Source organism: [Scytonema hofmanni] UTEX 2349, from assembly GCF_000582685.1.
GTDB lineage: Bacteria > Cyanobacteriota > Cyanobacteriia > Cyanobacteriales > Nostocaceae > Hassallia > Hassallia hofmanni.
The window spans coordinates 4,040,782-4,056,976 of the sequence record NZ_KK073768.1 but is presented as its reverse complement, the minus strand read 5'-3'; the positions used below and the strand labels follow the sequence as shown (position 1 = coordinate 4,056,976).

The 16,195-nt window shown below is 42.6% G+C and carries 11 protein-coding genes; 5 read left to right on the top strand and 6 right to left on the bottom strand.

Annotated features, from left to right (window positions below; all coding sequences use genetic code 11):
* Nucleotides 1–82: 82 nt before the first annotated feature.
* The 3 genes from TOL9009_RS0123300 to TOL9009_RS0123290 all read right to left on the bottom strand — a co-directional run bounded on the left by TOL9009_RS0123300 (nt 83) and on the right by TOL9009_RS0123290 (nt 4,525).
* On the bottom strand, nt 83–1,735 hold the full coding sequence (locus TOL9009_RS0123300) for a sensor histidine kinase (RefSeq protein WP_084763287.1): 1,653 nt from the start codon (nt 1,733–1,735) through the stop codon (nt 83–85).
* A 246-nt stretch (nt 1,736–1,981) separates the two neighbouring features.
* The gene (gene metK, locus TOL9009_RS0123295; protein ID WP_029635047.1) at nt 1,982–3,256 is read right to left on the bottom strand and encodes a methionine adenosyltransferase; all 1,275 of its coding nucleotides are present in this window, start codon (nt 3,254–3,256) and stop codon (nt 1,982–1,984) included.
* Nucleotides 3,257–3,517: 261 nt separating this feature from the next.
* Complete coding sequence (locus TOL9009_RS0123290) at nt 3,518–4,525, bottom strand: phosphoribulokinase (protein ID WP_029635046.1); 1,008 nt, start codon at nt 4,523–4,525, stop codon at nt 3,518–3,520.
* A gap of 927 nt (nt 4,526–5,452) precedes the next feature.
* Here TOL9009_RS0123290 and petH point away from each other — a divergent pair.
* From petH to ltrA, 5 genes are all read left to right on the top strand, one after another.
* Complete coding sequence (gene petH, locus TOL9009_RS0123285; RefSeq protein WP_029635044.1) at nt 5,453–6,793, top strand: ferredoxin--NADP reductase; 1,341 nt, start codon at nt 5,453–5,455, stop codon at nt 6,791–6,793.
* A 179-nt stretch (nt 6,794–6,972) separates the two neighbouring features.
* Nucleotides 6,973–8,265, top strand: a complete 1,293-nt coding sequence (locus TOL9009_RS0123280; protein ID WP_029635042.1) for a homoserine dehydrogenase — start codon at nt 6,973–6,975, stop codon at nt 8,263–8,265.
* 526 nt (nt 8,266–8,791) lie between these two features.
* The gene (locus tag TOL9009_RS0123275; protein WP_029635040.1) at nt 8,792–10,264 is read left to right on the top strand and encodes an SET domain-containing protein-lysine N-methyltransferase; all 1,473 of its coding nucleotides are present in this window, start codon (nt 8,792–8,794) and stop codon (nt 10,262–10,264) included.
* A gap of 51 nt (nt 10,265–10,315) precedes the next feature.
* The gene (locus TOL9009_RS0123270; RefSeq protein ID WP_029635038.1) at nt 10,316–10,840 is read left to right on the top strand and encodes an SET domain-containing protein-lysine N-methyltransferase; all 525 of its coding nucleotides are present in this window, start codon (nt 10,316–10,318) and stop codon (nt 10,838–10,840) included.
* 844 nt (nt 10,841–11,684) lie between these two features.
* Complete coding sequence (ltrA, locus tag TOL9009_RS0123265) at nt 11,685–13,451, top strand: group II intron reverse transcriptase/maturase (protein WP_029633952.1); 1,767 nt, start codon at nt 11,685–11,687, stop codon at nt 13,449–13,451.
* A 337-nt stretch (nt 13,452–13,788) separates the two neighbouring features.
* Here the strand turns inward: ltrA and gntT are convergent, their stop codons facing one another.
* The 3 genes from gntT to TOL9009_RS0123250 form a co-directional block, all read right to left on the bottom strand.
* The gene (gene gntT / locus TOL9009_RS40230) at nt 13,789–15,345 is read right to left on the bottom strand and encodes a guanitoxin biosynthesis MATE family efflux transporter GntT (RefSeq protein WP_242055685.1); all 1,557 of its coding nucleotides are present in this window, start codon (nt 15,343–15,345) and stop codon (nt 13,789–13,791) included.
* An 88-nt stretch (nt 15,346–15,433) separates the two neighbouring features.
* Nucleotides 15,434–15,787, bottom strand: coding sequence for a XisI protein (locus TOL9009_RS0123255; RefSeq protein WP_029635036.1), 354 nt, complete (start codon nt 15,785–15,787; stop codon nt 15,434–15,436).
* The gene (locus tag TOL9009_RS0123250; RefSeq protein ID WP_029635034.1) at nt 15,775–16,191 is read right to left on the bottom strand and encodes a XisH family protein; all 417 of its coding nucleotides are present in this window, start codon (nt 16,189–16,191) and stop codon (nt 15,775–15,777) included. Before TOL9009_RS0123250 ends, TOL9009_RS0123255 begins: the two co-directional genes overlap by 13 nt.
* Nucleotides 16,192–16,195: the final 4 nt, after the last annotated feature.

Below are 16,195 nucleotides of genomic sequence, written 5' to 3'. Positions count from 1 at the left end.
TTCAATCCCACTATGAGTAAGGGTGGGTTGCCTTCTGCCTTCTGCCTCCAGCATAAGTGCCTTCTGAACCAAGTCCTACACCTTATTCCTTATCATTCAGCGGCAGACGCACAGTAAAAACAGTACCAATTCCCGGTTCACTTTTAACAGCAATTTCACCACCCATCATCAAGCAAAAATCGCGACTAATTGCCAATCCCAAACCAGTACCGCCATACTTTTTCGTAGTTGAAGTATCGCCTTGAGTAAACGGTTGAAATAATTGCCCCTGTTGACTTTCAGTCATGCCGATACCTGTATCGGCAACAATGAAAGTAATTATGCCCAAAGGTGCATATGGTAATAAATGTTGCTTATCTCTTCTAATTGCCAGCGTCACCTTGCCATTGGTGGTAAACTTGGCGGCATTACTCAACAAGTTTAACAGCACTTGCCGCAGCCTAGTTTGATCGGCGTACATATTGCCAAGTTCGCGATCGTAATCGAGTTCTAAAATATTGCCATTTTTTTCTACCGCAGGCTTAACTGTCTGGATGACGTTATTAATCAGCGTGGCGATTTCAAACGTCTCTGGATAAAGAGTCATTTTCCCCGCTTCTATTTTCGACCAGTCGAGGATATCGTTAATTAATTCGAGTAGATGCCTACCTGCTGAGTTGATTGTTTCTAGGTCAGTGATAAAATCTCCCGTTACACCTAAATCAACAGCATCATCTTGCAAAAGTTGGCTCAAGCCGATCACAGCATTCAACGGTGTGCGTAACTCGTGACTGACATTTGCCACAAATTGGCTTTTTGCCTTGCTAGCAGCTTCTGCTAGTTCTTTAGCTTGTTGTAGTTCTTTAGTGCGTTGAGAGACTCGCTCAATCAGATGATTGAGAGATTTAGCTAACAAGCCAATTTCATCTTCAGTGGTGATGGGAGCGCGTAAATCGAAATTAGATTTTCTCGCCACCTGTTCAGCAACTAAAGTGACAGTGATTACAGGTTCAGCGATCGCTCTGGAAGTTCGCCATGCTATAATTGCGGCGATCGCCACCGACACTAACATGCTGAAGATAACGATAAATCTCTCAACTATTTTCGTCTGCTCTACATCTTCTGTGCTTTTCTCCTCTTTTTCTTGGGCAATTTGCAAGATGTCAGCCAATATTTGAGAAAGCTGATCTAGCCGTGTGGCTTTTTCACCACGCATAACTGCCAACAATTTTTCTCTGGCTGTAGAAACTTCCTCTGGTTGCACTTGCGGTTTGTCAATTTCCTGCAAAATAGGCTCTATTTCCCCAACATATGCATCTAAGGTAGTTGCGTATTCCTGCAATAAAGCCTGTAAACTTGCCTGACTTGAAGCTAATTTCTTGGGTTTGCTTTCGATAAAGTTGACAATTACTGGTGTCAATTTCTTTGCTTTTTTAACACTCTGGAGAAATTCGTCTTTTTTAGCAGCTAGTCGTATTGGCTCTCCCACTACAGCAACCAAATTTGAGCTATATAATTGTGCTCCGACTACCGCATCTTGATAATCAGACAGTAGTTGTCCTTGGTGTTGAGCCTGATTTAACTGTATAATTCCTTGTCCCCGTAAGGAATTAGCGATTACCAAGCCGGTAATCGAACCAAAAAAGCCAATGCCAATTGCCAGAAAGTACCCATAGCCAATTTTTTGATGGATGCGCCATGAGCTTGCTTTAAGTTTCCCTCTTGAGGGAAATTCTATAGTAGGGAGTTCATCCATCGATGGCTCTTCGGCTGACACTGTTTTACTTTATAAATTATTGTCAATAGCTGATTGCAGCAAAATAAACGACAGTATGCTGCATCTCTAGCCTAATATAGCCTAACGCCAGTTATACGCCTATGCTTATAAGAAAGCAAACTACATAAATAATAAAGGCACGGGCAAGTATACAACTTACCCATACCCCCAAACGAACTTAGAGTCAATTCGTAGTCAGCGTAAATAGCGCTTATTTCCCAATCTCTAAGTGAGTGCCTTCGACATCGCTTGAGAAAGTGAAGTATTTGCTGCTTGCTTCAACAATTCTGCCTTATCGGTACGTTCCCAAGGCAAATCTAAATCAGTCCGTCCCAAATGACCGTAAGCCGCGATGTCCTGATAAAAACGTCCGCCTCGTTCACTTGGTAGGTTGCGTAAGTTGAAGGTATGGATAATCCCCAAAGGACGCAGTTCAAAATGCTCTTTGACTAATTCCAGCAAAATTTCGTCATCTACTTTGCCTGTACCAAAGGTATCGACAAAAATGCTGACCGGTCGCGCTACGCCAATGGCATAACTTAACTGAACTTCACATTTTTCTGCCAAACCTGCGGCAACAATATTTTTCGCTGCATAGCGACAAGCATAAGCAGCACTGCGGTCTACTTTCGTGGGGTCTTTGCCAGAGAAAGCACCACCACCATGACGGGAGTAACCACCGTAGGTATCAACGATGATTTTGCGTCCAGTCAAGCCGGAGTCACCTTGAGGACCACCAATCACAAATTTGCCGGTGGGGTTGACTAAAAAGCGTGTTTCCTCATCCGGCTTAATATCGATGTCGCCAAAAACAGGTTCGACTACTGCTGTCCAGAGGTCTTGTTTAATTTTGGCTTGTACCGCTGCTTCATCGGTGATTTCCCCAATAGTGGCTGTATGTTGGGTGGAAATCAAAATAGTGTCAATACCAACTGGGCGTCCGTCTTCGTAGACGATGGTAACTTGGGTTTTGCCATCAGGACGCAGGTATGGTAAATCGCCTGTTTTGCGGACTGCTGCCAATCGGCGAGCAATGCGGTGTGCCAAACTAATAGGCAAGGGCATCAGTTCTGGGGTTTCGTTGCAGGCGAAGCCGAACATAAGACCTTGGTCGCCAGCACCAGTTTTATCGAATAGTTCATCACTATTCTCTTCGCGGGTTTCTTGGGCAGTATTTACACCTTGAGCAATGTCAGGCGATTGTTCGTCCAATGCGATTAAGATGCTGGCGCTATTTGCCGAAAAGCCGTTATCGGCATCGGTATAGCCAATTTCGGCAATTTTCTTTCTGGCGAGATGGACGTAATTAACGTTGGCTTTGGTCGTTATTTCACCAGTGATTAACACTAAGCCAGTGTTGACCACAACCTCAGCAGCAACACGGCTACTAGGGTCTTGTGCAAGTACAGCATCCAGAATTGTATCAGAAATCTGATCGCAGATTTTATCTGGATGACCTTCGGTAACAGACTCGGAGGTAAATAAATAGCGACGAGACAAAGGCAATTCCTCCTGTGATTGTGCTGCTGAACTAAGTGCAAGCATTTAGTTCAGCTAGTAATTTATGAAATCATAACAATATTTATACTATTAGCAGTTGGTGTTTCTTTTATCTTCATGAAAACACTAAATCTTTGGTAATGTCTTTAATATAAATAAAAATCACGCTACTTCTATTTAAGTTAAAATACTGAGTTTGACAAAAAATAGGGGCTGCACTCATGCACCCCCAAAAGCTTTGACACAAAACTTGCAGTGCTTTTATACCTGAACTGCTGCAAGCTTTGCTTCTTTAGCTGTCAATTGCTCATAAGCGGCACGCATTTTCAAACCCGTAAGCACTTGGAATAAACCAGTACCATTATTGGAACCAGGATACTCACGATGCTGGAGTAGAAGATGAGTCATTTCACCTTCGTATTTGGTAGATGTTTTGCTTAGGTGAGTTTCGATGTAAATGACTTCTTCTAAGTTGTCAAATTGACCATCTACTTCTAATACGGAGACGTAACGACCGTAGTAAACATCGGAACCGTAGTATAGTTGCATACCTGGGTATGAACAGGTAAGCTTACGTCCGCAAGGAGTCCATTGGATGGTTGATCCTTCATCGAATAGGTAAGTTGGCTCAAAGCCTTGCTTATCTTCCCGTTGAAGCATACGTACCCGCAGTACTTTGCGCTCTTTGTCTCCTTTAATTAGGTTGGTCGGTAATACCTGGAGAACTATATCAGCAAATTCTCTTTGGGGTTCGATGAACTTTTCAAAATCAGGTTTGCGAGAATTGATTTGTGCTAAGACATCTTCGTAGCGATGACCGCGTTCAGCCATGTCACGCTGGATTTTCCAGGCGATTTTAACTTCATCACTGATGTCAAAGTATACGCTGAAGTCGATTAGCGATCGCACTCGCTCGTCATATAAAGGATGCAACCCTTCAATCACTAGAATGTGATTGGGCTCTATCCTTTCTGGAGGATCGAGCAAACCGGTTTCGTGGTTGTAAATCGGTTTATCAATTGATTTACCTTCTTTGAGCGCTTTGATTTGCTCATACATCAGGTCAAAATTGTTCGCTCTTGGGTCAAGTGCTGTTATCCCTGTTTCTTTGCGCTGTTTGCGATCCAGGCAATGATAGTCATCCAAGCAGATAACTGTCATTAATTCTTCACCAAACAAATCTATTAAACGACGCAAAAATGTCGATTTCCCGCATCCTGAGTCTCCCGCTACTCCAATCAATACCACGCGTTCCGGCTTATTTGTCATAAATCTCCTCTAAATGCTAAAGATGTGTCAATGAATCAATAATTTTTTCACACAGCAGATTTTATGCTAGGAGTTTACCGATATCCGGTTTCTCCTGCGTTATTTCTATCCTGCAATTGCATGAAGCATCTAACGGGTATACAGTAAAATACTCGTTACCCGTCGTATAATTCTGCTTTTTTGCAGGTAAGTATTTAATCCTAGTGACTATTTTGATTCTAACAGAAGCGGTTATTCTATACAATACTTGATGTCAATAAGAATCTTTGACTCAATCGACCGTGCCAATATATAGATGAGCAGATTTTCAAATCACCTTGACAAACGCACATTATTGGCGTGGCAAGGGGGATCGTTGCTTGTGACTTAATGGTTTAAGTTCATTAAATATAATCTTATAGCCTTGATAATGTTTGTCTAATTTTTTTTTAAGAAGGTGAGGAAAGAGGAATGCGATCGCTCACTAGCATAGAGATTTAAAGCAAAAATATATCCAAAGAAAGAGCTAGCAACTTGAATCAGGTATAAAGCTCACACTTTTTACTCTGGCACTAATAGAGCTTGACAGAAGTTTCACCCTGATGTGAAACTTAATTGTAGTTGTCTAACTTTATCGGGGCAGCTAAGGATGCGCTTAAGTATAAGTTAGCTCCCTTTTGGGGGAAGAAGTTTGAGAAGAAAACATTAAATTGACTCATTATTAACATTCTCCGAAAGACATATCCTTTACCTTAGAAGGTGAACAGGTGTGCTTTTTCCATGCCTGCATGTCTTTGGCGAGTGTACCTAGCAAGGCATTTGTTTATAATGCCACTTTTTCCAATTACAACGCCCGTGTGAAACCGAAATCCGGTAAACTAAGACAGGCTTGTGGTGGGAAGGGTTTTTTTTAGTAACGGTTAAGTAAATATCGGAGTGGTAGAACGAATGTACAATCTAGGTGCCCTTGAGGCTACTGCCAATGAAGAATCAGGTAGCCGCATCTTCCTCTATGAAGTAATGGGTCTGCGTCAGAGTGAAGAAACCGATCAAACGAACTACCCAATTCGTCAAAGTGGCAGTGTCTTCATCAGAGTGCCTTACAATCGCATGAATCAAGAAATGCGACGGCTCACTCGCTTAGGCGGCAAAATTGTTAGTATCCAACCAATAAGTGCTATTGAGCTTAATGGTAAATCTCCATCTGAAAGTGTAGAAAGCGAAGTAGTTAACAACGCCACTTCTGATGAGGCTGCTAACATTGAAGGAAATGGTCAAGCCACACCTGTAAAAGCTAACAGTGAAGTGAAAGGCTTCGGCAAATCACTACTCTCTGAGCAAGAACAGCCCAAAAAGGACAAAAAAGGCAACACCATGACTCAAGCAAAAGCCAAGCACGCTGATGTTCCCGTGAACACTTACCGTCCCAATGCTCCTTTTGTTGGGAAATGTATTTCTAATGAACCGTTAGTCAAAGAAAACGGCATTGGTATTGTTCAGCATCTCAAGTTTGACCTCTCTGAAAGTAATTTGAAGTACATAGAAGGTCAAAGTATTGGTATTATCCCACCAGGAGTAGATAAAAACGGTAAGCCAGAAAAACTCAGACTATATTCTATCGCCTCGACTCGTCACGGCGATGATGTAGATGATAAAACAGTATCGTTGTGCGTCCGTCAGTTGGAGTACAAGCACCCAGAAACCGGTGAAACAGTTTATGGTGTTTGCTCAACTCACCTGTGTTTCCTCAAACCAGGGGACGAAGTGAAAATCACCGGTCCTGTGGGTAAAGAAATGTTATTACCCGATGACACAGATGCCAAAGTGATCATGATGGCAACAGGAACCGGTATCGCACCAATGCGGGCTTATTTGTGGCGCATGTTCAAGGATGCAGAAAAAGCCGCTAACCAAGATTACCAGTTTAATGGATTCGCTTGGTTAATATTTGGCGTTCCCACAACTCCAAACCTTCTATATAAGGAAGAATTGGAAGAAATGGAACAAAAGTATCCAGAAAACTTCCGTCTAACTTGCGCCATCAGCCGCGAACAGAAAAACCCCCAAGGTGGGAGAATGTACATTCAAGACCGGGTGGCAGAACACGCGGATGAATTGTGGAAGCTGATTAAAGAAGAGAAAACTCATACATACATCTGCGGTTTGCGGGGTATGGAAGAAGGTATCGATGCGGCACTGACTGCTGCTGCTGCTAAGGAAGGTGTAACCTGGAGTGATTACCAAAAGCAAATCAAGAAAGCCGGTCGCTGGCACGTAGAAACCTATTAGACTTTTTACACAAGCAGGGAAAAGGGGTAAGAAAAAATCTTGCCCTTTCCCTGCTTTTGATAAAAGATAGTAGTTAAGCTTCCCCGCTCACTCAGAGACGGGGATTTCTTTATAGTCCAAAGAAGAACTTTCTTAGGCTGAACCTACAATTGTTATTGGTGGAATTTGGTATAAAGTTTGTGGGTGTGAAACTAGGAATACTTGGATTAGGGACGGTGGGGACGGGTACGGTGCAGTTGTTGCAAGATTTGGACGGACGTCACCGGTTGTTACGAGAGATAGAAATACATCGGGTGGGGGTTCGATCGCTTGAATTATCCCGTGGTGTAGAATTAGCAAAAAATGTTTTAATTACAGATTTAGATGCAATTGTCAATGACCCGGCGATAGATATTGTTGTGGAATTGATTGGTGGATTAGAGCCGGCGCGATCGCTTATCTTGAAAGCGATTGAAAATGGTAAGCATGTTGTCACTGCCAACAAAGCAGCGATCGCTCGTTTTGGTGATGAAATTTTCACAGCTGCCAATCAAGCCGGGGTATATGTAATGCTAGAAGCTGCCGTAGGTGGTGGTATTCCAGTAATTCAACCTTTAAAGCAATCTTTAAGCGTGAATCGCATTCACACCGTCACAGGCATCGTCAACGGTACAACTAACTACATCCTCACGCGGATGCAAACAGAAGGCAGCAACTTCAACGATGTTTTAGCTGATGCTCAAAAGTTGGGTTACGCTGAAGCTGACCCCACGGCTGATGTGGATGGCTTAGACGCAGCCGATAAAATAGCCATCCTCGCATCATTAGCGTTTGGTTGCCGGATCAACTTGCAAGACGTTTATTGTGAGGGAATTCGGCAAGTTAGTAAAACAGATATTGTCTACGCCGATAAATTGGGATTTGTGATTAAATTGTTAGCGATCGCCAAAAGAATCACCCCCTCCACTCCCCCTTCCCTCTCCATCAGAGTTCATCCCACCTTATTACCCAAAGAACATCCATTAGCCAGCATTAACGGCGTTTATAACGCTATTCTCGTTGAAGGCGAACCCCTAAAACAAGTGATGTTTTTTGGTCCCGGTGCTGGTGCTGGGGCAACAGCCAGTGCAGTATGCTCAGATATTTTAAATTTAGTTGCGGCTCTAAAAACTAGTACAGCCACCCCAAATCCCCTATTAAGTTGCGCTCATCAAGATTACTGCCAAATTGTACCAATGGCAGAACTAATTACCCGATTTTACGTCCGTTTCCTCACAAAAGACCACCCCGGAGTAATCGGCAAATTGGGCACTTGCTTTGGCAAGTATGGCGTCAGCTTAGAGTCAATTGTGCAAACAGGTTTTGAGGGAGAACTAGCAGAAATTGTTGTAGTCACTCACGATGTGCCCGAAGGCAATTTTCGCCAAGCATTGGCAGAAATTCAAGCTTTAGAAGCGATAGAGAGCATTCCTAGTTTGCTGCGAGTGCTGTGAAGCCTTTTGAGCGGTTATCAAAAGACACTTAGTACAGCGATCGCATTTTTTACGAGCGCGTTTTTTAACGCACTCGTAGCGCGGAGGTAAGCGCAGCGAAAAGTGTGGTCTTCTCCCAAAGGGAGAGGCTAGCGCCAAGGAGGTTTCCCCCATGAACAACTTTTCAAGACAAAGTGACGCAGAGTTTTTGTTATAAATTTTCGTCATGAACTTATAAAATGCTGTACTTACAGCAGATTGCGTTTTTATTGAATACACGTAGAGACGTTCCGCCGGAACGTCTCAGAGCGGGTTTTGGGTTTTATGCATGTACCTCCTAAGGAGTGAAATATGCTGTAGCTCAACTTTATCCAAAATTAAGAACTCGGTTTTCTTTATCCGGCAAAAAAGAGCGGCAGTGAAGTGCAAATACTTTTTCCACGTCAGAAATTATCGATAATCACCTAAATTGGCGAAGGTATTGCTAAAAGTTTACATATTTATGTATTTTGAATACATGGTAGCTTTGACACTTTAGGAAATTGATATGAAAGTTTGCGTTTTGCAACCTGACTATTCCCAATCGACATTAGACTATAAAAACTATGACCCACCTCGCAACCTGTCTCATCTATTACCCGAAGATCAAGTAGACCATGTATTTCTCAATAAAACCATAGCCTATCGTCAGTTAAAAGAACTAAAAAAGCAGGGGTACGATATTTTTGTCAACCTGATTGAGGGCTATCGAGATTGGGATATTCCCTTTTCTTACGATGTTGCTACTGCCTTAGAAGACCTCAACTTACCGTATACCGGAATTAAACCAACTCCGTATGATCCTCCCAAAGATGTAATAAAATATGTTGCTGAATCGATGGGAGTTAAGACACCAGGGTTTGTAGTAGCTGAAACTTTAGCTGATGTGGAAAACACCTTCCATAATTTAAAATTTCCCCTGTTTGTGAAGCCTGTAGAAACAGGGGATAGTCTGGGAATTGACAATAAATCTTATGTAACAACAAAAGAAGAACTTCTGAGCAAAGCTGCGGATATTCTGGCTAACTTTGAGCGAGTTTTGATTGAAGAGTATATTGATGGACGCGAACTAACCGTGCTGATAGCAGCTAACCCAGATGATGCAGGCTCACCTGTGGTATATAAATCTGTTGAGTTTTTATTTCCGAAAGGAGAGCATTTTAAAACCTATGATTTAAAGCATAAACAACATCATCCACAGTGCTACGTTCCTTGTGATGACGAGCAACTTGATTTACGTTTAAGAGAAGCGACAAAGCTGATTTTTTTGGCGATCAATCCGACTGGATATGCTCGATGTGACTTTAGAATCAACGCGAAAGGAGAAGTATTTTTTTTGGAAATTAATTTACCATGCACTGTTCTTTGTGGTGAAGTTTCCGAAAATTCTGCTGACTATATCCTGAAATTTGACGGGACTGGTTTAGATGGATTTCTCAAACATATTATTGCTGAAGGAATTGCCAGACACCAACGCCGCCAAAAGAAGTATAAAGTGCGGAATAATCAGATTTCCGGCTATGGCATCTATGCGGTGAAGGATTTGAAATCTGGTGAAGTTATATTTACAGGAGAAGCTAGATCGCAAAGAATTGTCACTCGTTCTTATGTCGAATCTCATTGGAATGCGATCCAAAAAGAAGATTTTAAACGTTACGCCTATCCCATTAGTGAAGAAGTTTTCATTTTGTGGGATGATAATCCAACAGAATGGAGTCCACAAAACCACTCTTGCGACCCTAACATTGCTATTCAGGGACTTGATTATGTGGCAATGCGAGATATTACTGCGGGTGAGGAATTGACCTTAGACTATGCCACATTATACGATGAAAATTTCTTGGAATTTGACTGTCAGTGTGGCTCACTCAATTGTCGAGGTATCATTCGCGGAATATCTGGAAATTCCGTAACTCACCGGGAAAAGAAGTTAAAGAATTCACAATTAAAAATTGAGATTGAAAATAGCCCCAGAATGTAGGAAGATATATTGTCTTGATTATTCCATACAAAATTCATTTGCACTCATTTCATGAAAAATCAGATATTCTCTACCAACGAAGAGCTAACTACTACCCAACATAAAGTCACTAAAGTTTCATCTTTTGCTGAAGTTTGGGAATGTCCTTTAACAGGTGAAAAATCGCTTCATGCAACTGTGAATTTTACACCAGGTGACATTATTTCCAATCTCCTAACTAAAGAGATATTGACAGATCCAAACTATTTAACAGTGCAATTTAATGAGGAAGAACATATTATGTTCACTCCAGAGTTTTTACACTATATAAATCACAGTTGCGACCCCAATGTTTTTTTTGACATGACAAACAGGGTTGTCACGTGTCTGAGAAAGATTGAGATGGGTGAAGAAATGACCTTTTTCTACCCATCTACGGAATGGTCTATGGAGCAACAGTTTGATTGTGACTGCGGAACTCAAAGATGTCTGGGACGCATTCAGGGCGCAGCACATTTACCCCCAGATATTTTGCAGACTTATCAGCTTAGTGATTATATAAAACAATTAGTTTGTCAACTACCTACACTTCCCTAACGAAAAGATTGTTTGGTTTGTCGCACTCCTCCTCCCTTTTCCCGCTACGCGGAAAATTGGTCACAGGACGCAACAAACCAAACCCGCAATTCCTCCCAACACCGAATCTGCATCCGCACGGTGTGGGACTCCTTGCAGGGTTAGTTGACAGAGCACTAGTTTATTGACACTCCCAGCCATAAATGGACGGCTGTGATTCGTTGGTCGAAATGAATAGAAATATTCAGGGATGACCGCAAGAAAAAGAAGGGAATAATCCCAACTAAACCTTGACAACTTGACAACCATAAGGGTGACTCAAATTATATTTTGAGAAGTCCCTTCCCGCAGGTGCAGCGGTGACAGCAAGTCCCCCACACTTGAGGTTAGCAACCCTAAGTGACCATTGTAACGGGGAATCATGGCGGTATCTGAAAGCCTAATTTGGAAACCCGCCTAGCAAGAACCCATGAGCAAAGCCTCGGCTTGAAGATGCGCTTGAACCATCGTGATCATGAACCAGCTTAAAGGCTAACCCTTCCGGGAAAACAGGATTTAAGGCAATGCCTGAACACTGTTGAGGCTGGAGCCAAAAGGCAAAGGATAGGGAATTGGCGGTTCCGTCTCCGACCAATAAGCACTTCCCACAAACCCGGTGGACAGCATCACTCTAAAGGTTCAACCAATGGTTGTCAGGAACGAAGTAACCCCCTTAACGCTCTCAGTCGGTCGATACTGAGTAGGTGCTAACCGTATGCATTAAGGGGAAAGGATTGAGTCAGAAGCCAACGCTCTGCTGTAATGGCAGAGATATGCTGACGGACTCACGATGATTTGGAAAATAAAGTTGTAAGTAGCAATATATATGTCTAATACACGGCTTCAGTCAAAGCCCTTGCTAAGACAAAAACCGATGGTGGAATGGAAGGATACAAACTGGCGGAAGCTAGAGCGTGTTGTATTCAAGTTGCAAAAACGAATTTATCGAGCCACTCAGCGTGGAGATGTCAAGGCAGTTCGCAAACTCCAGAAAACATTGATGAGGTCTTGGTCTGCAAAGTGTTTAGCAGTACGAAAGGTAACTCAGGATAATCAGGGCAAGAAGACAGCCGGAGTAGACGGGGTTAAATCACTAACACCATTACAACGACTAGAACTTGCATCCAAACTGAGTTTAAACCGAAAGGTCAAACCGACCAGAAGGGTTTGGATACCCAAACCTGGAAGTGAGGAAAAACGCCCCTTAGGAATACCCACAATGTACGACAGGGCGCTACAAGCGCTTGTTAAACAAACAATAGAACCAGAATGGGAGGCTCGTTTTGAGCCAAACTCCTACGGTTTTAGACCTGGGCGCTCATGCCACGATGCCATAGAAGCAATTTTTACAATAATCGCGCAAAAATCCAGGTATGTACTGGATGCCGATATCTCGAAATGCTTCGATTGCATCAACCACGAGGCACTCTTGGACAAACTGAATACATTCCCCACCATACGCCGACAAATTCGTGCATGGTTAAAAGCGGGAGTGATAGATAAAGGCATATTTTCTGATACATCCGAAGGGACACCACAGGGCGGTGTGATTTCACCATTATTAGCTAACATCGCCCTACATGGCATGGAAAATCGGATAAAGCAGGTGTCTAAAAATGCCTTCCTGATTCGATACGCCGATGATTTCCTAATTTTACACGAAAATTTATCGGTAGTCGAAAGATGCCAAGAAATTATTGCCGAATGGTTAAAAAGCATGGGATTGGAATTGAAACCAAGCAAAACCCGTTTAGCTCATACTCTCAATGAGCATGAAGGACAAAAACCGGGATTTGATTTTTTGGGGTTCAACGTTAGACAATACCCAGTTGGAAAATACCAGTCTGGGAAAAACAACGGAACTCTACTTGGTTTTAAAACCCTCATTAAACCAAGCAAGAAAAAGATAAAACTCTATGCTAGGTCATTACGTAGTGTCATCAAAACCCATAAGGCTGCACCTCAAGAGGCACTAATAAGCCGATTAAACCCAATTATTCGGGGATGGGCTAACTACTACAGCACGGTGGTAAGTAAGGAAATTCTCTCAGGAATGGACAAACTTATCTATCAACAATTAAAAGCTTGGTCAAGTTTCCGTCATCCACAAAAAGACTCCCATTGGATAGCCAAGCGCTACTGGCTTATTGACCAGGGTGAAGGATGGGTCTTTGCTAGCAGGAAAGAGGGTAACAAAAAGATGCGTCTTGTTAAGCACTCAGAAACACCAATTGTTAGACACATAAAAGTGCGAGGAGATTGCAGCCCTTACGACGGAGATTGGATATATTGGAGTACTAGAATGGGAATGCACCCAGAAGTGGCAGCAAGGGTATCAAAACTCTTGAAAAAGCAAAAAGGGAAATGCGCTCACTGCGAATTGTTCTTTAAAAATGGAGATTTATTGGAGATAGACCACAAAAAACCGCGCTCAAAGGGTGGAAAAAACACACAAGATAATCTCCAATTACTTCATCGACATTGCCACGATACAAAAACAGCAAATGATGATAAAGCTGTTAGAGGTACTAATGACAATAGCCAAATCATTGAGGAGCCGTGTGAGGTGAAAGTCTCACGCACGGTTTTGTAGCCGAGGCAGTTCGGTGACGGACTGTCCTTAGGCAGCGGATTCTTGTTTCACGGGGAGTCCAATGACTTTACCCTCAACAAGCTTACACTGAGTATCCCGCAGCGTTTAATGAAGCGCAGTTTTACTTAAAAACTCGTTTCTTGGTTCCCAGTTATCAGTTGTACAAGATTTTGGGTTAGCCCCCAGGGTTCTGGATCAGGAACTGTCCACTAGACCTACTTGGCTTTTTATGTGCGAATTACCGCTGATTCATTCATATTAACACAATATTCATTGTTTGTGTTCATTTCTAGGCAGGATAAATCCTGCCGCGTCGCTTTTCATCCCTGGACTAAAGTCACAGGGCTTTCAAACTCCCGTCAGTTTCTTGTAATGACTTCTCATCCAGGCAAACTTCCAATTTTTCGGCTAGCATCTGTTGACGATCTGCTTCAATACTTAAAGGAAAGTCGCGATTTGCTTCTATAGCGGGAACTGAGACACTACCATCCTCAACATCACGAGCAAATGTCCTGGGTAACTGTACCCCAAGCATTACCATTCTGATTGCGTCGAACAAAAGAAAAGCCAGCCACAAAATATGGTTACTCTCAAACTTAATGGCGGCTATATCCGCAGGTAAAAATCCCACGGCAAGAGCAACTAAACTAACATTGCGGAGAGTATGCCCTTCTGCCAAACCCAAGAAGTACCCATCTAGCATGTAACCTATTGAACTGCATATCAGGGCAAGTAGCAACCAGGGAACAAAAATATGAATGTTTTCGGTGACTTCGGTGTGGTTGGTTAACAACCCAAAAACCGTATCAGGAAATACCCAACACACTCCGCTGAAAGATAATCCCACCAGCAGAGCAGTTAAAACAGAAACTTTAGCCAGGGGTAGTAACTGTTCTTTAGCTCCTTTTCCTTTAAAGTTTCCGACCAGAGTTTCTGTGCCATATCCCAATCCTTCTACAAAATAGAAGTTCAAATTCCATATCTGTAAGAGCAAGGCATTTTGAGCATAGATAATCGTCCCCATCTGTGCCCCCTGATAGTTAAACATTAAGGAGGTAAACATCAGAACTAAATTGCTAATAAAGATGTTTCCATTGAAAGTCAAGGTGGAGCGTATCGCTGAGGTGTCCCAAATTTTTCCAGCTACCTCTCGTAACTCTTGCCACTGGATTTCTTTGCACAAAAAAATCAATCCCACCAATAGAGACAGATATTGGCTTGTAGCATAAGACACTCCTGCCCCCATGCTTTCCCAGCCCAAGTGGATAATAAACAGGTAGTCGAGTGCGATGTTGGCAGCATTACCCACGACCGACAACAGCACAACTAAGCCATTTTTTTCCCGTCCCAGTAACCAGCCAAACAGGACGAAGTTGAGCAAAATGGCAGGCGCTCCCCAAATCTGGGTGTTAAAATAGGAAAGACCTGAAGCCTTAACCTCAGGGGTGACATCTAGCAGAGCAAACCCCAAATATCCCAAAGGGTACTGCAACAGTACGATCGCTCCACCCAGCACAACAGCAATTAAACCATTACGCAGTCCCACCAACAACATACCCTCTCGGTCATCTCGTCCTACAGCTTGTGCTGTTAACCCGGTGGTGCCCATCCGTAAAAAGACTAAAACGAAGTAGAGAAAGTTAAGCAGGTTTCCAGCTAGGGCAACTCCAGCTAGGTGGTGGATTTCCTCTAGATGACCCAAGAAAATGACACTGACTAAATTTGCCAGTGGTATCATGATATTGGAGAGGACGTTGGCGATCGCCAGTCGGAAGTAGCGAGTTACGAAGCCATATGTGTATTCTCCTGTGAGCTTTGACGCAATAGTGGTGATGCCCTTACCGCCAAAGTTCTCGCTGATGAGTTTGCTTAATATCGTAAGTATTTGTTTCAATTTTTACATTTTCTCACAAAATCTTGCATGACCAAGGCATCAATCGCCCTGTGTTTAATCGCTACTTGAGGGACTTTCAAGGAATAAATTAGGCGATCGCAAATTCGGTGAATGCTCGTTTACTAGGGTGATGGAAGCCTAAAATAATATCACTTTTGGGGATACCTGCTGCCAAGAGGTCATCTACAATCACCAAGTCGGTGCTGTCTTCTTCAACCCAGATTTTATCGTTTTGTATCTGAAGGTATAAGACGATGTGTTGGACTCGTTTTTTGCCATCCCAACCGCAACGAAGCCAAATATATTGATCGCGTTTTTCGTCTAGTATAAGGCGATCGCTAATTGTAGTTTCTGCGCTGGTGTTAGTATGAGAATTAATCGTTTCATAATATCTCTTAAGTTTTTCTTGGATAGTATTGCGATAATGGGTTAGTGTATCCATTGCTCGATTTTCTCCTGTTGGGTGTCTACGATAATTAATTTCAAGTTATTTTCACGGGTGATAACTTGAATTGACAGACGTTGAAAGAAGTTTGAGTAAACAATGTCGTCGATTGCAAGGTACAGATGATATTCAGGTTCTGTAAGCTTGATGAGGTTGCGATAGACAATGTACTGTCCAAGAGCATTGTGAAAGTCGTACATCTGAGATTTACCAACGAAGCTTTTAATCTCTACGACAATCTTTTGCCCTTGGTGTTCTGCGGCAATGGGTTTTTCGGCAGCTAAATCAGCATACAGTTCAGCGTCTTCATATTTAATGATGTAAGGGTCAGCAATTATCAGCCACCCGTCTTTAATTAAAGCGTTTTTTACAGCATCGTGGTAGATGTCTTTAGCTGGCATGGGA